The sequence below is a fragment of the Pseudomonas eutrophicaquae genome, assembly GCF_023544715.1.
Lineage (GTDB): Bacteria > Pseudomonadota > Gammaproteobacteria > Pseudomonadales > Pseudomonadaceae > Geopseudomonas.
The window spans coordinates 21,155-40,157 of the sequence record NZ_JAMJEZ010000020.1; the positions used below are offsets into that span (position 1 = coordinate 21,155).

16 protein-coding genes are annotated in these 19,003 nt (G+C 62.6%); 6 read left to right on the forward strand and 10 right to left on the reverse strand.

Features of this window, described 5'->3' with window-relative positions; genetic code table 11:
• Positions 1-80: 80 nt before the first annotated feature.
• From MXC11_RS09535 to sdhC, 5 genes are all read right to left on the reverse strand, one after another.
• Complete coding sequence (locus MXC11_RS09535; protein WP_250009676.1) at positions 81-2,912, reverse strand: 2-oxoglutarate dehydrogenase E1 component; 2,832 nt, start codon at positions 2,910-2,912, stop codon at positions 81-83.
• 246 nt (positions 2,913-3,158) lie between these two features.
• Entirely contained in the window at positions 3,159-3,863 is a 705-nt protein-coding gene (locus MXC11_RS09540) for a succinate dehydrogenase iron-sulfur subunit (RefSeq protein ID WP_250009682.1), read from the reverse strand.
• Positions 3,864-3,874: 11 nt separating this feature from the next.
• Positions 3,875-5,647 (reverse strand): succinate dehydrogenase flavoprotein subunit, encoded by a 1,773-nt coding sequence (gene sdhA / locus MXC11_RS09545; RefSeq protein ID WP_250009696.1) that lies wholly within the window; start codon positions 5,645-5,647, stop codon positions 3,875-3,877.
• A 3-nt stretch (positions 5,648-5,650) separates the two neighbouring features.
• Positions 5,651-6,019, reverse strand: coding sequence for a succinate dehydrogenase, hydrophobic membrane anchor protein (sdhD, locus tag MXC11_RS09550; RefSeq protein ID WP_250009699.1), 369 nt, complete (start codon positions 6,017-6,019; stop codon positions 5,651-5,653).
• Positions 6,013-6,387, reverse strand: a complete 375-nt coding sequence (gene sdhC, locus MXC11_RS09555; protein WP_250009706.1) for a succinate dehydrogenase, cytochrome b556 subunit — start codon at positions 6,385-6,387, stop codon at positions 6,013-6,015. The genes sdhD and sdhC overlap by 7 nt, the downstream gene beginning before the upstream one ends.
• A 361-nt stretch (positions 6,388-6,748) precedes the next feature.
• Between sdhC and gltA the strand changes: the two genes are divergently transcribed.
• Positions 6,749-8,035, forward strand: coding sequence for a citrate synthase (gltA, locus tag MXC11_RS09560; protein WP_250009713.1), 1,287 nt, complete (start codon positions 6,749-6,751; stop codon positions 8,033-8,035).
• 55 nt (positions 8,036-8,090) lie between these two features.
• Here the strand turns inward: gltA and MXC11_RS09565 are convergent, their stop codons facing one another.
• Both MXC11_RS09565 and MXC11_RS09570 read right to left on the reverse strand, forming a co-directional pair.
• The gene (locus MXC11_RS09565) at positions 8,091-8,342 is read right to left on the reverse strand and encodes a YkgJ family cysteine cluster protein (protein ID WP_250009720.1); all 252 of its coding nucleotides are present in this window, start codon (positions 8,340-8,342) and stop codon (positions 8,091-8,093) included.
• 15 nt (positions 8,343-8,357) lie between these two features.
• Positions 8,358-9,230: an NAD(P)-dependent oxidoreductase gene (locus MXC11_RS09570; protein WP_250009726.1), complete on the reverse strand. Its 873-nt coding sequence runs from the start codon at positions 9,228-9,230 to the stop codon at positions 8,358-8,360.
• 146 nt (positions 9,231-9,376) lie between these two features.
• Here MXC11_RS09570 and MXC11_RS09575 point away from each other — a divergent pair, with 146 nt between their 5' ends.
• Together MXC11_RS09575 and ppnP are read left to right on the forward strand one after the other, a co-directional pair.
• On the forward strand, positions 9,377-12,277 hold the full coding sequence (locus MXC11_RS09575) for an HD domain-containing phosphohydrolase (protein WP_250009728.1): 2,901 nt from the start codon (positions 9,377-9,379) through the stop codon (positions 12,275-12,277).
• Positions 12,278-12,336: 59 nt separating this feature from the next.
• Positions 12,337-12,618 carry a pyrimidine/purine nucleoside phosphorylase gene (gene ppnP / locus MXC11_RS09580; protein WP_250009736.1) on the forward strand — a complete coding sequence of 94 codons (282 nt, stop codon included), beginning with the start codon at positions 12,337-12,339 and terminating at the stop codon, positions 12,616-12,618.
• Between the two features lie 316 nt (positions 12,619-12,934).
• Here ppnP and pdxB read toward each other — a convergent pair whose 3' ends face one another.
• The gene (pdxB, locus tag MXC11_RS09585; protein WP_250009744.1) at positions 12,935-14,083 is read right to left on the reverse strand and encodes a 4-phosphoerythronate dehydrogenase PdxB; all 1,149 of its coding nucleotides are present in this window, start codon (positions 14,081-14,083) and stop codon (positions 12,935-12,937) included.
• 143 nt (positions 14,084-14,226) lie between these two features.
• On the opposite strand from pdxB, the gene MXC11_RS09590 reads away from it, so the two are divergent.
• Both MXC11_RS09590 and MXC11_RS09595 read left to right on the forward strand, forming a co-directional pair.
• Entirely contained in the window at positions 14,227-15,657 is a 1,431-nt protein-coding gene (locus MXC11_RS09590) for an MATE family efflux transporter (RefSeq protein ID WP_284060467.1), read from the forward strand.
• A complete protein-coding gene (locus tag MXC11_RS09595; RefSeq protein ID WP_250009752.1) occupies positions 15,627-16,691 on the forward strand; it encodes a DUF3080 family protein in 1,065 nt (354 codons plus the stop codon). The genes MXC11_RS09590 and MXC11_RS09595 overlap by 31 nt, the downstream gene beginning before the upstream one ends.
• A 5-nt stretch (positions 16,692-16,696) precedes the next feature.
• Here MXC11_RS09595 and tusA read toward each other — a convergent pair whose 3' ends face one another.
• Positions 16,697-16,936, reverse strand: coding sequence for a sulfurtransferase TusA (gene tusA / locus MXC11_RS09600; protein WP_250009760.1), 240 nt, complete (start codon positions 16,934-16,936; stop codon positions 16,697-16,699).
• A gap of 10 nt (positions 16,937-16,946) precedes the next feature.
• Positions 16,947-17,762 (reverse strand): alpha/beta family hydrolase, encoded by an 816-nt coding sequence (locus tag MXC11_RS09605; RefSeq protein WP_250009767.1) that lies wholly within the window; start codon positions 17,760-17,762, stop codon positions 16,947-16,949.
• Between the two features lie 12 nt (positions 17,763-17,774).
• Here MXC11_RS09605 and ccoN point away from each other — a divergent pair.
• Positions 17,775-19,003 (forward strand): cytochrome-c oxidase, cbb3-type subunit I (gene ccoN, locus MXC11_RS09610; protein ID WP_250009773.1); only part of this gene is annotated, 1,229 nt, incomplete at its 3' end.

The window sequence follows — 19,003 nt, forward strand, 5'->3', positions numbered from 1 at the left end:
TGTGTTTTTCCTGTCGATTCGGGTTCTTCAAGTGTGGCACTGCCGGACCTGGGTCCGGCAGTGCCACACGGCTGAAGGCATTAAACGGTGAGTGCATCCTGCAGCAGTTTTTCCTGCTGCTCGGCGTGCATCGACGCATAACCACATGCCGGAGCAGCCGACGCCTCGCGACCGGCATAGGCCAGGTCAAGCGACTTGTCGTGGGCACGGATCACGCGGTGCATGTGATGCTGGCTGCAGTACCAGGCGCCCTGGTTCATCGGCTCTTCCTGACACCAGACCACTTTCTTGAGGTTGGTGTAAGGCGCCAGGACCTCGGCCAGCTCTTCTTCCGGGAACGGATAGAGCTGCTCGATACGCACAATGGCGGTATCCTCGCTGCCCTCGGCACGACGCTTCTCCAGCAGGTCGTAGTAGACCTTGCCGCTGCACAGCACCAGGCGCTCGACCTTCTTCGGATCGAGGGTATCGATCTCCGGCAGCACCGGCTGGAAGGAACCCTGCGAGAGTTCTTCCAGTGTGGAGATGGCCAGCTTGTGACGCAGCAGCGACTTGGGCGTCAGCACGACCAGCGGCTTGCGCAGCGGACGGATCACCTGACGACGCAGCATGTGGTAAACCTGCGCCGGGGTAGTCGGTACGCAGACCTGGACGTTGTGCTCGGCACACAGCTGCAGGTAACGCTCCAGACGGGCGGACGAGTGCTCCGGACCCTGGCCTTCATAGCCATGGGGCAGCAGCATGGTCAGGCCGCACAGACGACCCCACTTGGTCTCACCGCTGGTGATGAACTGATCGATCACCACCTGAGCGCCGTTGGCGAAGTCACCGAACTGGGCTTCCCAGATCACCAGCGCATTCGGCGTGGTGGTGGCATAGCCGTATTCGAAGGCCAGAACCGCTTCCTCGGAGAGGAAGGAGTCATACAGATCGAAGGCCGGCTGACCGTCATACAGGTTCTGCAGCGGAATGTAGCGGCTGGCGTCCTTCTGGTTGTGCAGCACCGCATGACGGTGCGAGAAGGTGCCACGACCCACGTCCTGACCGGTGATACGAACCGGGTGACCTTCCTTGAGCAGGGTGGCGTAGGCCAGAGTCTCAGCGAAGCCCCAGTTGATGGCCAGTGCGCCGGCGCCCATGCGGTCACGATCCTCAAGGATCTTCGCAACCTGACGCTGAATCACGAAGCCTTCCGGCACGTTCAGCAGCTTCTGGTTCAGCTCCTGCAGGGTCTTCAGGTCAAAGCTGGTGTCGTGCTTGGCCGTCCACTCGTGACCGAGATAAGGCGTCCAGTCAACGAACAGCTCTTTGTTCGGCTCCTTGACCAGGCTCTTGACCACATGCTGGCCATTGTCGAGCGCGGTGCGGTATTCCTCGACCTTGGCATCGACATCGGCCTGGCTCAGGATACCTTCCTTGACCAGTGCATCGGCATACAGCTCACGGGTGGTGCGCTGCTTGGCGATCTTCTGGTACATCAGCGGCTGGGTACCGCTCGGTTCGTCCGCCTCGTTGTGGCCGCGGCGACGGTAGCAGACCAGGTCGATGACCACATCACGCTTGAACTGCATGCGGTAATCAACGGCCAGCTGGGTCACGAACAGCACGGCTTCCGGATCATCACCGTTCACATGCAGGATCGGCGCCTGGATCATCTTCGCCGGATCGGTGCAGTACTCGGTCGAACGGGAGTCTTCCGGGTGGCTGGTGGTGAAGCCGACCTGGTTGTTGATGACGATGTGGATGGTACCGCCCGTCTTGTAGCCGCGAATTTGCGACATCTGGAAGGTTTCCATCACCACGCCCTGACCGGCGAAGGCCGCATCACCGTGGATGGAGATCGGAACGACGGTATCACCCACGCGGTCGCCGCGACGGTCCTGACGGGCACGCACGGAACCCTCGACCACCGGAGAAACGATCTCCAGGTGCGACGGGTTGAACGCCATGGCCAGGTGCACTTCGCCGCCCGAGGTCATGACGTTGGAAGAAAAGCCCTGGTGATATTTGACGTCACCGGAGCCCATGGTGATCAGCTTCTTGCCGTCGAACTCGTCAAACAGGTCACGCGGGTTCTTGCCCAGCGCGTTGACCAGCAGGTTCAGACGGCCACGGTGAGCCATACCGACGACGATTTCCTTGGCGCCGTAGGAGCCGCTGCGCTGGATGATCTCATCGACCATCGGCACCAGACTCTCACCACCCTCAAGACCGAAGCGCTTGGTGCCCGGGTACTTGGTGCCCAGGTACTTTTCCAGGCCCTCGCCGGCGGTCAGACGCTCGAGCACATGCTCCTTGACGTCCTTGCCGTATTGCGGGCGGCCACGCACGCTCTCCAGACGCTGCTGGAACCACTTGCGCTGCTCGGAATCGACGATATGGGTGAATTCAGCACCAATGGTGCCGCAGTAAGTCGACTGCAGGGCATCGCGGATTTCACGCAGCGTCGCTTCCTGCTTGCCGATGAACAGTTCACCGGTATGGAAAACGGTGTCTAGGTCAGCGTCGGTCAGACCGTAATGATGGATCGACAGATCAGCCGGAGCCTGGCGCTCCCACAGACCGAGCGGATCCAGCTTGGACGCCTGATGGCCACGCATGCGGAAGGCCTGGATCAGACGCAGTACTTCGACCTGCTTCTTCTCATGCTCGCTGCTGACGGCCCCTGCGGATACCGGCTGCGCGCGACGCTGGTTCTTGGCCAGCAGCACGAACTGATCGCGCACGGTGGCATGAGAAACGTCGGGAGACTGAGTGCTGCCGGTCGGCAGCTTCTGGAAATAGTTGCGCCACTCTTCGGGCACAGCGTTGGGGTCGTGCAGGAAGAGCTCATAGAGTTCTTCGACGTAGGCAGCGTTACCACCGGACAGGTGGGCACTGTTCCACATCCGCTGCATTACGCTTTCATGCATGCTAGGTCACCCTCGGTAAGGGACTCTACCTGACAGGAAAACCGTACATGTCTTGACGGTCCAGCGCAGCGACACTTAGGCCACTACGGATCCCGCAGACAGTCCGGGCTCCAGCCCGATCGCCCCTGCTGGTCGTTTGGTCGTTTCGTCGGACATGCCAAAAGGCAGAGGCCCATTATGCAACTGCACTGGCCGGCAGATGCCGACCAGTGCAGACTCTTTTGAATCACCGCAGATTGCGGCTCATCAGGTACCGCTTTGCAGCAGCATGTTACGCACGTGACCGATGGCCTTAGTCGGGTTCAGACCCTTCGGGCACACGTTCACGCAGTTCATGATACCGCGGCAGCGGAACACACTGAACGGGTCGTCCAGTGCTGCCAGACGCTCTTGGGTCTTGGTATCACGGCTATCGGCCAGGAAGCGGTAGGCCTGCAGCAGAGCAGCCGGACCGAGGAACTTGTCCGGGTTCCACCAGAAGGACGGGCAGGAGGTCGAGCAGCAAGCGCACAGAATGCACTCGTACAGACCGTCCAGCTTCTCGCGATCTTCCGGCGACTGCAGACGCTCGATAGCCGGAGCCGGGCTGTTGTTCTGCAGGAACGGCTGCACCTTCTCGTACTGCTTGTAGAAGATGCTCATGTCAACGACCAGGTCACGAATGACCGGCAGGCCCGGCAACGGGCGAATGACCAGCTTGTTACCCTTCACCACCGACGACAGCGGAGTGATGCAAGCTAGGCCATTCTTGCCGTTGATGTTCATGCCGTCGGAGCCGCATACACCCTCACGGCAGGAACGACGGTAGGAGAAGGTAACGTCCTGCTCCTTGACCAGGGCCAGCACGTCGAGAACCATCAGGTCACGACCACCGGTATCCACCTGGAAATCCTGCATGAACGGAGCAGCGTCTTTTTCCGGGTTATAGCGATAAACACTTACTTGCAACATGGCGGCTACCCTTAATAAGTACGAACCTTGGGTTCAAAGGCCGGAACAGTCTTCGGTGCGAAGTTGACGCCGCGCTTGGCCACCCGCTTCTCCCCAGGGAAGTACAGGGTGTGGCACAGCCAGTTCGCATCATCACGCTCTTCGAAGTCTTCACGTGCGTGGGCACCACGGGACTCTTTACGAGCCTCAGCAGCGACCGCGGTGGCTTCTGCCACTTCGAGAAGATTCTGCAGTTCCAGCGCTTCAGTACGCGCAGTGTTGAAAGCCTGGCTCTTGTCCGCGATCTTGACGTTCGCGATGCGCTCACGCAGGTCGGCCAGTTGTACGATACCCTTCTGCATGTATTCGCCGGTACGGAATACACCGAAGTAGTTCTGCATGCACTGCTGCAGTTCTTTACGCAGCGGTGCAACATCTTCGCCAGTAGTACGCTCGTTGACGCCGGACAGACGCTTGAGGGAAACCTCGAGGTCGGACTCGGAAGCAACGCGATGCTCGATGCCCTCTTTCAGGGCTTTTTCCAGGTGCAGACCGGCGGCACGACCGAACACGATCAGGTCGAGCAGCGAGTTGCCGCCCAGACGGTTGGCACCATGCACCGATACGCACGCCACTTCACCAACTGCGAACAGACCTTCGATAACCTTGTCGTTACCGTTGGCGTCCTGGGTGATGGCCTGGCCATGGATGTTGGTGGCAACACCACCCATCATGTAGTGGCAGGTCGGGACAACCGGGATCGGCGCCACAACCGGATCAACGTGTGCGAAGGTCTTGGACAGTTCGCAGATGCCCGGCAGACGGCTGTGCAGCACTTCTTCGCCCAGGTGATCGAGCTTGAGCAGTACGTGGTCACCATCCGGACCGCAACCGTTGCCAGCCAGCACTTCCTTGACCATGGAGCGCGCAACCACGTCGCGGCCAGCCAGGTCTTTGGCGTTCGGAGCATAACGCTCCATGAAGCGCTCACCATGCTTGTTGATCAGGTAGCCACCTTCACCACGGCAACCCTCGGTTACCAGGGTACCCGCACCGTGAATACCGGTCGGGTGGAACTGCCACATCTCGATGTCCTGCACCGGTACGCCTGCACGCAGGGCCATGCCGATACCGTCACCGGTGTTGATCAGGGCGTTGGTGGTGGATGCATAGATACGGCCTGCACCGCCAGTGGCCAGTACGGTTGCCTTGGAACGGATGTAGACGGTCTCGCCTGTTTCAACGCAGATAGCGATGACACCGACAACGGCGCCGTCCTGGTTCTTCACCAGATCAACCGCGAACCACTCGTTGAGGAAAGTGGTGCCATTCTTCAGGTTGGCCTGATACAGGGTGTGCAGCAGGGCGTGACCAGTACGGTCAGCGGCAGCACAGGTACGCGCAGCCTGAGTCGGATTATCCGGGCCCTTGGACTGACCACCGAACGGACGCTGATAGATACGACCGGTTTCGGTACGGGAGAACGGCAGACCCAGGTGTTCCATCTCGAACACTGCTTCCGGACCTACGGAGCACATGTATTCGATAGCGTCCTGGTCACCGATGTAGTCGGAACCCTTGACGGTATCGTACATGTGCCAGCGCCAATCGTCGTTCGGGTCAGCCGACGCGATCGCGCAGGTGATGCCACCCTGGGCGGACACGGTGTGGGAACGGGTCGGGAAGACCTTGGTCACACACGCGGTCTTGTGGCCGGACTGGGACAGCTGCAGCGCTGCGCGCATGCCGGCACCACCACCACCGATAATGATGGCGTCAAAGGAGAGAGTACGAATGCTAGCCATTGATCAGACACCCCAAAGAATCTGTACGCCCCAGACGAAGAACGCGAACATCGCAATGCCGCAGAACGCTTGGAACAGGAAGCGCAGGGCGGTGGCCGCCTTGCCGAAAGCCATCGGAGTCAGGTAGTCAGTGGAGATGGTCCACATACCGACCCACGCATGAGCACTCAGAGCTACCAGTGCCAGCAGACTGAACACACGCATCCAGGTCTGAGAGAACAGCCCGTGCCAGTCCGCGAAGGACAGGCCGGGATTGGCAACGAGATATCCCAACAGGAAGATGAAATAGGCCGCAAGGATCACAGCGGAAACCCGCTGCGCCATCCAGTCAAACAGACCCGAACGAGAGAAGTTAGTGACGTTGGTTACCATACCCATACCCCTGCGAGAACGATCAGCACCACGGAAACGGCGATGACGATTTTGGAGCCCTGCTTACCGCCTTCCAGCGTTTCACCCACGCCAGCATCCATGACCAAATGACGGACGCCCGCCACCAAGTGATAGAGCAGTGCAGACAGCAGACCCCACATCACGAGCTTGGCCAACGGAGCGGCCAGGAACGCGTTCACCTGCTCGAAACCCTGCTCCGACGCCAGGGACAAGTCCAGTGCATACAGCAGCACGGCAATGCCCAGGAACAAAATAACGCCGGTAATACGGTGAGCGATGGACGTGTAAGCAGTGACTGGGAGTTGGATAGTCCTAAGATCTAGGTTTACGGGTCGTTTGCTATTCACGGCTTTTTTTCACACTGAGAGCCCCAACCAGCAGGGCAAGTTGTCGGGAAGTGCACTTGTCAGGTACCCATCACCAGGGAGAGACAACAGCCAGAACCCAAGCCTGGCATAGCCTCTGGCGGTCACGGGGCGAGTATAGACAGTTAACATATCGATGACAACGCACGCTCCGGGACCAATGGACAGATTGTCGCAGGGCTTGATTTTGCACCTTTTAGAGACCCCGTCTTGAGACCTCGACAGGTACCCGGGCACCGACTTTAGGCCAAATTGACATTCCTCCCCATCACTCTATAGTGGCACGGGCCCTGCCTGGGGGGCCTTGTGACAGATGATTTCAAGCACAATTTAGGAGGCCGGTATGGCTGACAAGAAAGCACAGTTGATCATCGAGGGCGCAGCCCCCGTCGAGCTACCCATTCTCTCCGGCACCATGGGCCCGGATGTTATCGATGTACGTAGCCTGACCAACCAGGGCGTGTTCACCTTTGATCCTGGCTTCATGTCCACTGCCGCTTGCGAGTCGAAGATCACCTTCATCGACGGTGACAAGGGCATCCTGATGCACCGCGGTTACCCGATCGAGCAACTGGCCGAGAAGTCCGATTACCTGGAAGTATGCTACGCCCTCCTCTATGGCGAGCTGCCCACCGCAGAGCAGAAAGCCACCTTCACGGCCCAGATCACTGGCCACACCATGATGCACGAGCAGATGAAGTCGTTCCTCAACGGCTTCCGTCGCGATGCTCATCCGATGGCAGTGATGTGCGGCCTAGTCGGCGCCCTGTCTGCCTTCTATCACGACTCTCTGGATAACAATAATCCGAAGCACCGTGAACTCTCGGCCATCCGCCTGATTGCCAAGATGCCGACCATGGCGGCTATGTGCTATAAGTACTCGATCGGTCAGCCGATCATGTACCCGCGCAACAACCTGGGCTACGCAGAAAACTTCCTGCACATGATGTTCAACACGCCGAGCGACGTGCAGCCGGTCAATCCGGTACTCGCCAAGGCGATGGATCGCATCTTCATTCTGCATGCCGACCATGAGCAGAACGCCTCCACCTCCACTGTGCGTCTGACTGGCTCTACCGGTGCCAACCCGTTCGCCTGTATCGCTGCCGGCATCGCCGCCCTGTGGGGTCCGGCTCACGGCGGCGCCAACGAAGCCGTACTGACCATGCTGGACGAGATCGGCTCGGTCGAGAACATCGAGAAGTTCATTGCCAAAGCCAAGGACAAGAACGATCCGTTCAAGCTGATGGGCTTCGGTCACCGCGTGTACAAAAACTTCGACCCGCGTGCCAAGGTCATGAAGCAGACCTGCGACGAAGTCCTGTCTGAACTGGGCATTAATGATCCGAAACTTGAGCTGGCTATGAAGCTCGAGGAGATCGCCCGTAACGATCCGTACTTCCAGGAGCGCAACCTGTACCCGAACGTGGACTTCTACTCGGGCATCATCCTGAAGGCCATCGGCATTCCGACCAGCATGTTCACCGTGATCTTCGCCCTGGCGCGTACCGCCGGCTGGATCGCCCAGTGGAAGGAAATGTATGCCGGCGGTTACAAGATCGGTCGTCCGCGCCAGATCTACACCGGCCACACCCAGCGCGACTACACCCCGATCAACGAACGTGGTTGAGTAGTAGTTGCTCCATGAAAAAGGGCTGCTTCGGCAGCCCTTTTTCATGTCCGCGTCACGCAGTCAGCTGTTCCCACTCGTCCAATATCCGCAGCGCCTGAGCGGCACTGTCCCCGCACACCGAAGCATCCGCTACAAACTGGCTGCAGACCGCAGGGCGCTCAGGCGAGCCGAACAGGCGGCACAGGTTGCGCTCATCCAGCTGAATACAGCGCACCCCGGCCGGTTTACCCTCGGGCATGCCGGGGATCGGCGAGGAAATGGACGGCGCGATACAGCACGCACCACACCCCATACGACATTCCATAACCACCCTACGCACTCAAGCCGGCGGACGCAGCCGCGTAATCAGGCTCGAGGTATCCCAACGCCCGCCCCCGGCACGCTGCACCTCGGCATAAAACTGATCGACCAGCGCCGTCACGGGCAGCTGCGCCCCGTTGCGCCGCGCCTCATCCAGCAAAATCCCCAGATCCTTACGCATCCAGTCCACGGCAAAGCCGAAATCGAAGTACCCATCGATCATGCTGGCATGACGGTTATCCAGCTGCCAGGATTGCGCCGCCCCCTTGCCGATCACCTCCATCGCGGCCATGCGATCAAGACCTGCACACTCGGCAAAGTGCAGTGCTTCGGCCAACCCCTGTAGCAAGCCGCCGACACAGATCTGGTTGACCATCTTGGTCAGCTGTCCACTCCCCACCGGCCCCATCAGCCGCTGCATGCGCGCATAACAGGCCAGCACCGGCTCGGCGTGCGCATAGTGCGCAGGCTCGCCGCCGACCATCACCGTCAGCGCACCATTGACCGCGCCAGCCTGCCCACCGGATACCGGTGCATCGAGAAAGCCCAGCCCACGCACCTCGGCGAGCACTGCTAGCTCGCGCGCGACACCCGCCGATGCGGTGGTGTGGTCGATCAGCACACTACCCGGAGCCATGCCGGCAAACGCGCCCTGCTCACCCAGCACCACGGCGCGCAGGTCGTCATCGTTACCAACGCAGGTCATCACCCACTGTGCGCCAGCGGCTGCCTCACGCGGCGACTCCGCCTGTGTACCGCCAAACTCCGCGACCCACTGCTGCGCCCGCGAAGCGGTCCGGTTATAGACACAGACCTCATGCCCGGCACGTTGCAAGTGCCCAGCCATGGGGTAACCCATGACGCCCAAGCCAATGAATGCCACCTTTGCCATCTGCCCACCTCCATCAAAAACAGGCGGCGCAGACTAGCACAGCCATCTCGGCCCCCAGCAGATCCCGCCGCCAGGCATTTATTTGTCGGTAAGCGTAGTGCCGCCCATACTGAAAACATCTTTGCGCCCGCCACAAGGAATTGCTGATGCCTGTCCTCCCCGCTCGTGGCGTCGCCTTGCGCCATCTCACCGCCCTGGCCGTGGTAGCCAGCATGCTGGTGCTGGGCCTTGGCCTGCTGCTGCAAGGGCAGAAGGCGCTGCACACCGTATTACTGTCGGCCGCCAGCGACGATGTCGAACGAGTCGGCGACCTGATCAGTGAGCGTGCAGGGCATATGCTGGCCCCTGCACGCAGCACACTGTCACTGCTGCAGCATGACCCGATCACCCGAGCAAACAGCTTGCCCGAGCGCCTGCAGCGCCTGCCCGTCCTGGCCGCGACACTGGAAGTCGACCCAACCCTCAGCGCCGTTTATATCGGCTACGCCAATGGGGACTTCCTGCTGGTACGCCCCTTGCCGCGCAGCGCCCCGGCACTCAAGGCCCAGGCACCCGCCGGCGCCCACTACCTGGTGCAGAGCATCACCTATGACCGTGATGGACAGATGCGCGGCGAGTGGCTGTTCCATGACCGCCAGCTGCAGCTGCTGGAGCACCAGCAGCGTAGCGACTACCGCTTCGACCCGCGCAGCCGCCCCTGGTATCAGCAGGCGCTGGCCCGCACCGACAGCGTAATGACCAGCCCCTACCTGTTCTTCACCAGCGGTGAAATCGGCATCAGCCTGGCGCTGCGCGCCCACGAGCCTGGCAGTGTTCTGGGGATGGATGCCTCCATCCAGGCCCTCAGTGACAGTGCCGCCACACTACGCATGACGCCCGGCACCCAGATCGCCGTGCTGGATTCGCGCGAGCAGGTATTCATCTATCACGCCCCCGATCAGCTGCTGCGGGGCGAGGGCAGCGAACGCCGACTGGCCGCGCTGCAGGAGCTGCCCGCACCGGCCCTGCAGCACCTGCAAGCCAGCCCGGTGGCGAGCGCCCAAGCGCAACTGTTTCGAGTCGGCGATGAAGAGTGGTACGGCATGCGCCGCGAGCTGCAAGCCTTCGGCGAGGCAGAGCTGCTGGTCAGCATTCCGCAGGACGAGCTGTTCGTAGCCGCCCGCGAGCTGCTGAGCCAGCACCTGCTGCTGGGCGCGCTGATCCTGCTGCCCCTGCTCTTGGCCGGCGCCTGGTTCGGCCGACGTCTCGGGGAGCCGCTGAACCATCTGGCCAGCCAGCTTGAAGCACTCAGCCACTTCGACTTTGAACAGCCGCCCAGAATCCGCTCACGGATCCGTGAAGTGCAGCAACTGTCGGATCTGCTGCAGCGCATGGCCGGCTCGCTGCATCATTTGCAAAAACTGACCCGCACCCTGAACCGCGAGCGCCACCTGCCCTCCCTGATTGCTCAGGTTCTGGATCCACTGATCCGCATTACCGGCACAGGCGGCGGCGCCATCTACCTGCTGGATGAAACCGATGGCGTGCTGCACTGCGCCAGCCAGCTGCATGCCGGCCATTACCCCCCGCAACTGACCGGCACAACCCCCGATGACCGTGCCGATCCCCTGCTACTCGCCTGGCTGCACGGCCAGTTCCCACCGGATACCTACCTGAGCACTCTACTGCGCGGGCGGCATGGTGAGCTGCTCGGCGTCTTGCTGCTGCATATCCCGGAGCAGGCCGCGGGCAAGCGCACCAGCGCTGCGTTCCAGCGTTTTGTGGAGGAGGTGGCCGGCGCCGCGGCGGTGGCGATCGAAACCCGCCAGCTCATCGAATCCCAGCAGCGCCTGACCGATGCCATCATTCATCTACTGGCCGACACCATCGACACCAAATCCGAACACACCGGCGCACATTGCGAGCGCGTCCCGCAGCTGGCCCTGCAACTGCTCGATGCGGCCAACACCTGCCAGACCGGGCGGTTGGCCGATTTTAGCGTCGACGAGGAGCAGCGCTACGCCTTCAGCATCGCCGCGTGGCTGCATGACTGCGGCAAGATCACCACGCCCAGCCATATCGTCGACAAAGCCACCAAACTGGAGGCGCCCTACAACCGCCTGCATGAAATTCGCACCCGCTTTGAAGTGCTCTGGCGCGATGCGGAGCTGGACTACTGGCAAGCCCGGCAGACCGACGGCGATGACGACGCACTGCGCCAGCAACTGCAGCAGCGTCAGGCGCAGCTGCAGGCAGACTTTGCCTTTGTCGCGCACTGCAACCTCGGCAGCGAGGGCATGAGCGAGGACGACCTGCAGCGCCTGCAGCAGATCGCCCGGCAGCGCTGGTGGCGACACTTCGACAATCGCCTGGGCCTCTCCCGCGAAGAGCAGGAGCAGCTGCATCATGTGCCGGTGGTCGAACTGCCGTGTGCGGAATGGCTCATCGCCGATCGTCCCGAGCACTGCCAGCCGTGGGGGGAGCGCCGCCCACCGGTGGAGCGCGATGATCCACGCAACCGCTGGCAGTTCGACATGCAGCTGCCAGCCTACGCGCAGCATCTGGGCGAGCTGTACAACCTCAGCATTCGCAAGGGCACCCTCAATGCGGAGGAGCGTTTTCGCATCAATGAGCACATCGTGCAGACCCTGATCATGCTGGACAGCCTGCCCTTCCCGGCATCCTTGCGTCAGGTTCCGCAGATCGCGGCCAGCCACCACGAAAAACTCGATGGCAGCGGCTACCCGCGTCGGCTGGATGCCCGCCGGCTCGGCGTCCCGGAACGCATTCTGGCGATCGCCGATGTATTCGAGGCACTGACCGCAGCCGACCGCCCCTACAAACCCGCCATGCCGCTCTCGCAGGTGCTGCGCATCATGGTGGACATGGTGAAGGCATCGCACCTGGATGGCGACCTGCTGCAGCTGTTCATTCAGAGCGAGCTGTACCTGCACTACGCCAGGCAGCATCTGCGCAGCACACAGCTCGATACCCCGGATACGGCCGCGCTGCTGGATGAGCTAGTCCAGTGGGGTTTAGCACCCGAGGCCGCGACGCAAAACCCATGACGCCTGCGCAGGCCTTGGGCATACTGGCGCGCCCTTTTCCGCCCTTTTGTGAGGTATCCATGTTCAAGGTCAACGAGTACTTCGACGGCAGCGTCAAATCCATCGCCTTCGCCATGAGCGAAGGCCCGGCCACCGTGGGTGTGATGGCGCCCGGCGAGTACGAGTTCGGTACCGCCCAGGCCGAGGTCATGCACGTGGTAGCGGGCGAGCTGATCGTCAAACTGCCGGGTCAGGATGACTGGCAGACCTTTGCCGCCGGCAGCCGCTTCGATGTGCCGGCCAACAGCAAGTTCCAGCTCAAGGTCGCGCAGGATACCGCTTACCTCTGCGAATACCGCTAAGGCCGCACCGCCAGAGCGCCTGCCACAGGCAGGACTCTGGCACATGCCAGAAAGCGGTGCCCTGTCACCGGCACGTCATCTGCAGCCCACAGGCTGAGAGCCTCCCCGTTGCATGGAGTCTCGTTCATGTTCTCGCAGATCCTCTCCGCCCCCACACGCCACACCGCCCAGCACCTGCCCCACGGCAGCATCATTGATGCTGCGCGGACGGGAAGTTGCCCTTACCGAGGCGATGATCCTGCAGGCCCGCCGCACCACCCAGACGCCACGCCCCTCCCGCTGGCGCAGCTGGCTCGGCCTCTGACACGCAGCGCCCCTAGCACACCGACACGCCCAGCGCCTGTGCCACGCGCTGCAGCGCGTCACGCTGATGGCCTACCCCCAGCTGCAGCGAAAGCCCCGGAATCTCGCGACGCAGCGGGTACTCCTTGCGCAGGCGATCAAAGCCGGCCTGCTGCTTCTGCGGATCAGGGTCCAGGCTGCGGCGAAGATCCGCATCATCGCGGCGCGGGTCATAGACGCTCTGGCACAGCATCCTCAGCAGCCAGTCCGGATCAGCCTCACCGTGTACAGTGAGCCCCGCCAGCCAGGCCGGCGGCAGCAGGCTACTCAAGGCCACCTGCGCCTCCAGACCCTGCCAGGCACAGAAGGCTCGATAGATCTGCTCAGTGCCGCGCAGCTTGCCATCCAGGCTGTAACCGGCAATATGCGGTGTCGCCAGCTCGCAGAGGGCCGCCAGAGCCAGATCCACCTGCGGCTCATGCTCCCAGACATCCAGCACCACCCGAAGGTCTGCTCCCGCCTGCAGATGCTCGCGCAGGGCCTGGTTATCAATCACCGGGCCGCGACTGGCATTGATCAGCCAGGTGCCGGGACGCAGGCTCTGCAGGCGAGCGCGGTCCAGCAGATGCCAGGTGGCGTGCTCACCAGTGTGGGTCAACGGCGTGTGCAGGCTGATCACATCACAGGCGGCAAGCACCTGATCGAAACTGACAAACTCGCCCCCCTCCCGGGCCTCGCGCAGCGGATCACAGACCAGCACCCGCCAGCCCAGCGTCTGCAGTACCGCCACCAGCTGAGACCCCACCGCCCCCGCTCCCACCACACCGTAGGTGCGGCTGGACAGCGACTGCCCGCTGCGCTCACTCAGCGTCAGCAAGGCGCCCAACACATAATCGACCACCCCGCGGGCATTGCAGCCCGGCGCGCTGGCCCAGGTAATGCCGGCCTGCTGGAAGTACTCCAGATCCAGATGGTCGGTACCGATGGTGCAGGTGCCGACGAAGCGCACCGGCGTGCCCTCCAGCAGCGCCCGGTCGACCCGGGTAACCGAGCGCACCAGCAGCGTCTCCACCCCGGCCAGAGCGTCACGACTGATGCGCCGGCCAGGCAGGCGCTCCAGCGTGGCAAACGATGCAAAGAAGGGGTCGAGCAGAGGGATGTTTTCATCAGCCAGCAAGCGCATGGGGAGCAGTCCGTATGGGCAGAACAGGGAGCGCCACTTTAGCGCAGCCCGCCCGGGATGGCGCGGTTCGGTACGCAAGGCGTCGTGGCTGGCCGCTCTGCAACACCCGGCGTAGACTGGCGCCTGCTCTGTAGAGGTCGCCCATGCCCAGCTCCATCACCTCCCCAACCCTCAGCCTGTCTGCACGGGCCCGCCGCGAGCTGGCCACGCTGCTCGGGCTGGCCATCCCGATCATGATCGCCCAGCTGGCCCACACCGCCATGGGCGTGGCCGATACCCTGATGGCCGGACGGGTCAGTGCCCGTGATCTGGCCGCGGTAGCGCTGGGCAATTCGATCTGGCTGCCGGTGATGTTGCTGCTCAGCGGCATCATGATGGCCACGACCGCCAAGGCCTCCCGACACGTCGGCAGCGGTGATTTTGCCCGGCTGGGGCCACTGGTGCGCCAGGCACTCTGGCTCGGCCTGTTGCTGGGACTGGGGGCCGCCCTGCTGCTCTGGCAGGCGCGGTCGCTGATGGGACTGCTCAAGGTCGATGCCGAGCTGATTGATCCGGCGATGGATTATCTGCAGGCCGTCGCGCTGGGCTTCCCGGCTATCGCGCTGTATCAGGTGCTGCGCAGCTACAGCGATGCGCTGGGTCGTACCCGTCCGAGCATGATGTTCGGGATTCTCGGCCTTTTGATCAACGTGCCGGCCAACTATGTGTTCATCCACGGCCTGTTCGGCCTGCCGGCGCTCGGCGGGGTGGGCTGTGGCTGGGCGACGGCGCTGGTGATGTGGTGCATGCTGCTGGGCATGCTGCTGTGGGTGCGCTGGGCAGCGGTATATCAACCCAGCCGGCTGTTCGAGCGCTTCGAGTGGCCACGCGCCGCCGAAATCCGCCCGCTGCTGGCCCTGGGGCTGCCGATCGGCATCGCCATTTTTGCCGAAGCCAGCATCTTCTCGGTGATCGCCCTGCTGATTGGCAGCCTGGGGGCGACCGTGGTGGCGGGCCACCAGATCGCGCTGAACTTCTCCGCGCTGGTCTTCATGATTCCCTATGCCCTCTCGATGGCTGCCACCGTGCGGGTGGGCCAGAATCTGGGCCGCGGCGCGGTGCGAGAAGCGCGCTTTGCCGCTGGCGTCGTGCTACTGGTGGCGCTGGCTTATGCCTGCCTCTCGGCCAGCCTGATGCTCTGGCTGCGTGAGCCGATCGCAGCGCTGTACAGCCGCGATCCGGCGGTGATTGCACTGGCCGCCAGCCTGATCGTCTACTCGGCGCTGTTTCAGTTCTCCGATGCCGTGCAGGTCACCGCAGCCGGTGCCCTGCGGGGCTATCAGGACACCCGCATGACCATGCTGATCACCCTGCTGGCCTACTGGGGCATCGGGCTACCGGTCGGCTACGCCCTGGGCCTGACCGACTGGCTGGGCAGCCCGAGTGGTCCGGCGGGACTCTGGCAAGGCCTGATCGTTGGCCTGAGTCTGGCGGCCCTGCTGCTCGGGCTGCGCCTGTGGCACAGTGCCCGGCACGCCATCCGAGAACGCGAGCGTATCGAGTCATGTGGAAACACTGCGCAATCCTCTTGCTGAGCCTGCTGCTCGGCGCCTGCCAACCCAGTGATCCCGGGCGCGCACTGCAGGATGATTACCTGCAGCGCTTGGCCAATGGCCTGGACAGCCCCCTGGCGGATCAGCCGGCACTGACGCTCGAGCACTGGCGCCTGCCGCCGCGCCGTGAGCGCTTGCTGGAGATCGAGCCGCTGCGCATCAGCCTGCTGGACCTGCTCATTGATCTGCACCGTTGCCCACGCCTGCAGCAACTGATCAGCGAGCGCAACAACAGTCTGGGCAAGCAGATGACCGCCAGCCGGCGTCTGGGCTACGAAGGTCAGCTGATACGCGCCTTGGAGGAGTGCCTGCCACTGCTGGCCAGTGAAGAGACGGCGAGCGAGGAGGACAGCCTGCAAAGCGTGCTCGATGGCAAGCGGCAGCAGCTGCGTGCCGTGTTCTGGAATGCCGTCAATGGCAGCCCCGAGGTGGAAAGTTACCTGCGCTTTGCCAAACAGGGTCTAGCACCAAGTGGCGCGGATGATGGCGCGGCCCTGCTGGCCCTCGAACAGCTGGCCAGTCTGGCCGAACAGCTGCCACAGCAACTGCCGCCCACCCCCGAGCAGCTGGATGAGCTGTTCTTTGCTTTGCACCGCAGCACGGCCGGCGGGCAGCTGATCCACAGTTTGCTGGCCCTGCGCCAGAGCCTTGAGGCCGGCTCGCAACTGCTTGAGACGCGCCAGACCACCCGCCCGCTCTGCCCGCTGGGCACGCCCACGCCGCGCGGGCGCCGCGCACAGAATCTGTTCGTCAAATTCTATGCCGGCGAGCTGCAACCCTATCTGGCCGAGGTCGATCAGCGTGGGCAGCGCTGGAGCGCAGCGCTGCGCCGGCTAGCGGCCGCTCCGGACATCCCCGTCGCCACCCGGCAGTACCTGCAACGCCTGGCTGGCGAGGAGCAGTCGCTATGGAGCGAGTTCCGCGCGGCCAGCCGCCGGCATGTCAAGGCTTGGCAGGATACCTTGCGCAGCTGCCAGCTGGCCCCCGGACAGGCCGGCTGGAGTGGCGCGCGTTAAGCCGCTCAGGCGGCTTTCTTGCGGATCCAGTAGAGGAAGGTATCCCCTTCGACCTGTTGCTCCAGCAGCTCATGGCCCAGAAACAGGCAGAATTTAGGGATATCACGGCGGGTAGATGGATCCGTGGCGATGACCTTGAGCAAGCCGCCCTCGGGCAGATCACGCACCTTGTTGTGCAACATCATCACCGGCTCAGGACAGAACAGGCCAGTGGCATCGAGAACGGCATCGGGTTGCCAGGTCATGGGCGACATCTCAGACGATAAGGGACGAAGGGGCCGTATTGTTGCGCAACGCGGGCACAGGGTCATCCGCCACGCGCTGCAAAAAAGCCGCCACTGCCTCGGCGCTCGCCTGCAGATGCTGGGCCTGCGTGAATCCCGAACGCTTGAGCGGCGCGAAATCGTGGTCGGCAGCCGCCAGCCAGTACAGCTGAATCGCCGCGGATAACGCATAGCCCGCCACTTTATCGCGCGTACCGAATGGGTCGCGCTCGCCCTGAATAATCAGGGTGGGCGTGCGCAGGCTCGCCAGATGCACCGTGCGGCATTTATCCGGCTGGCGCGGCGGATGGAACGGATAGCCGAGACACACCAGCGCGGCCGCTCCAAACTCATCAGCCAGCAGACTGGCCATCCGCCCACCGAGGGACTTGCCACCTATCGCCCAAGCACCCGGCTCATGCGTCTGCACGCTGTGCCATACCGCCCGCCAGCACTCCAGCAACCGCGGTGCACGGTCGGCAGGACGACGGCTGCCACCCTCGCGGCGCTGTGCCATGAACGGAAACTCGAAGCGCAGCACCCGCACGCCCTCGTCAGCCAGGGCCTGGCAGAGCGCCTCCATGAATGGACTGTCCATCGGTGCACCAGCACCATGCGCCAACAACAGGCGCGCCCGGGCATTCACCGCCGGGCCAGTGGCCAGCAACGGCCAGTCGCGGCCCTCAAAATAGAAAAAGTTCACTGCGCTCCTCACCTGCTCACGCCCCTTTTGACCTGTATCAACATATTGCCATCGATGCTTTTGCATTCTGCCTGGGATCCTGTTCGATCTATGTCCATCATTCATGGAATATCCCAAATGAACACAGCAAATCTCGGAACTGCTTACAACTACAGGGTGGTTCGTCAGTTCGCCATCATGACGGTGATCTGGGGGATCGTCGGCATGGGCCTTGGCGTGCTGATCGCCGCACAGCTGGTCTGGCCTGACCTCAATCTGGACCTGCCGTGGACCAGCTTTGGTCGTCTGCGTCCGCTGCACACCAACGCGGTGATCTTCGCCTTCGGGGGTTGTGCGCTGTTCGCCACTTCCTACTATGCGGTGCAGCGCACCTGTCAGGCGCGCCTGTTCGGCGGTCCGCTGGCGGCCTTTACCTTCTGGGGCTGGCAGGCGGTGATTCTGCTGGCGGCCATCAGCCTGCCGCTGGGCTACACCTCCTCCAAGGAATATGCCGAGCTGGAATGGCCGATCGACATCCTGATCACTGTGGTCTGGGTGGCGTATGCCGTGGTGTTCTTCGGCACCATCTTGAAGCGCCAGACCCAGCATATTTATGTCGGCAACTGGTTCTTCGGGGCGTTCATCCTGGTGACGGCGATGCTGCACATCGTCAACAACCTGGAGATCCCGGTCAGCCTGACCAAGTCCTACTCGATCTACAGCGGCGCGACCGATGCGATGATCCAGTGGTGGTACGGCCACAACGCGGTGGGCTTCTTCCTGACCACCGGCTTCCTCGGCATGATGTATTACTTCGTGCCCAAGCAGGCTGAGCGCCCGGTCTACTCCTACCGCCTGTCCATCGTGCACTTCTGGGCGCTGATCACCCTGTACATCTGGGCCGGTCCGCACCACCTGCACTACACCGCGCTGCCGGACTGGGCGCAGTCGCTGGGTATGGCCATGTCCATCATCCTGCTGGCGCCGAGCTGGGGCGGCATGATCAACGGCATGATGACCCTCTCCGGGGCCTGGCACAAACTGCGTAACGACCCGATCCTACGCTTCCTGGTGGTCTCCCTCGCTTTCTACGGCATGTCCACCTTCGAAGGCCCGATGATGGCGATCAAGACCGTCAACGCCCTCTCCCATTACACCGACTGGACCATCGGCCACGTGCATGCTGGCGCGCTGGGCTGGGTGGCCATGGTGTCGATCGGCTCGCTGTACCACCTGCTGCCCAAGGTCTTTGGCCGCAAGGAAATGCACAGCACCGGTCTGATCAACGCGCACTTCTGGCTGGCTACCATCGGCACCGTGCTGTACATCGCCTCCATGTGGGTCAACGGCATTACCCAGGGCCTGAT

What these genes read in the sequence shown, in the direction of transcription:
- MXC11_RS09590 (WP_284060467.1), top strand. Translation starts at nt 14,227, where the DNA reads ATGCCCAGCTCCATCACCTCCCCAACCCTCAGCCTGTCTGCACGGGCC.
- sdhA (WP_250009696.1), bottom strand. Translation starts at nt 5,647, where the DNA reads ATGGCTAGCATTCGTACTCTCTCCTTTGACGCCATCATTATCGGTGGT.
- pdxB (WP_250009744.1), bottom strand. Translation starts at nt 14,083, where the DNA reads ATGCGCTTGCTGGCTGATGAAAACATCCCTCTGCTCGACCCCTTCTTT.
- MXC11_RS09575 (WP_250009728.1), top strand. Translation starts at nt 9,377, where the DNA reads ATGCCTGTCCTCCCCGCTCGTGGCGTCGCCTTGCGCCATCTCACCGCC.
- gltA (WP_250009713.1), top strand. Translation starts at nt 6,749, where the DNA reads ATGGCTGACAAGAAAGCACAGTTGATCATCGAGGGCGCAGCCCCCGTC.
- MXC11_RS09595 (WP_250009752.1), top strand. Translation starts at nt 15,627, where the DNA reads ATGTGGAAACACTGCGCAATCCTCTTGCTGAGCCTGCTGCTCGGCGCC.
- tusA (WP_250009760.1), bottom strand. Translation starts at nt 16,936, where the DNA reads ATGACCTGGCAACCCGATGCCGTTCTCGATGCCACTGGCCTGTTCTGT.
- MXC11_RS09570 (WP_250009726.1), bottom strand. Translation starts at nt 9,230, where the DNA reads ATGGCAAAGGTGGCATTCATTGGCTTGGGCGTCATGGGTTACCCCATG.
- MXC11_RS09535 (WP_250009676.1), bottom strand. Translation starts at nt 2,912, where the DNA reads ATGCATGAAAGCGTAATGCAGCGGATGTGGAACAGTGCCCACCTGTCC.
- ppnP (WP_250009736.1), top strand. Translation starts at nt 12,337, where the DNA reads ATGTTCAAGGTCAACGAGTACTTCGACGGCAGCGTCAAATCCATCGCC.
- MXC11_RS09565 (WP_250009720.1), bottom strand. Translation starts at nt 8,342, where the DNA reads ATGGAATGTCGTATGGGGTGTGGTGCGTGCTGTATCGCGCCGTCCATT.
- sdhD (WP_250009699.1), bottom strand. Translation starts at nt 6,019, where the DNA reads ATGGTAACCAACGTCACTAACTTCTCTCGTTCGGGTCTGTTTGACTGG.
- MXC11_RS09605 (WP_250009767.1), bottom strand. Translation starts at nt 17,762, where the DNA reads ATGAATGATGGACATAGATCGAACAGGATCCCAGGCAGAATGCAAAAG.
- MXC11_RS09540 (WP_250009682.1), bottom strand. Translation starts at nt 3,863, where the DNA reads ATGTTGCAAGTAAGTGTTTATCGCTATAACCCGGAAAAAGACGCTGCT.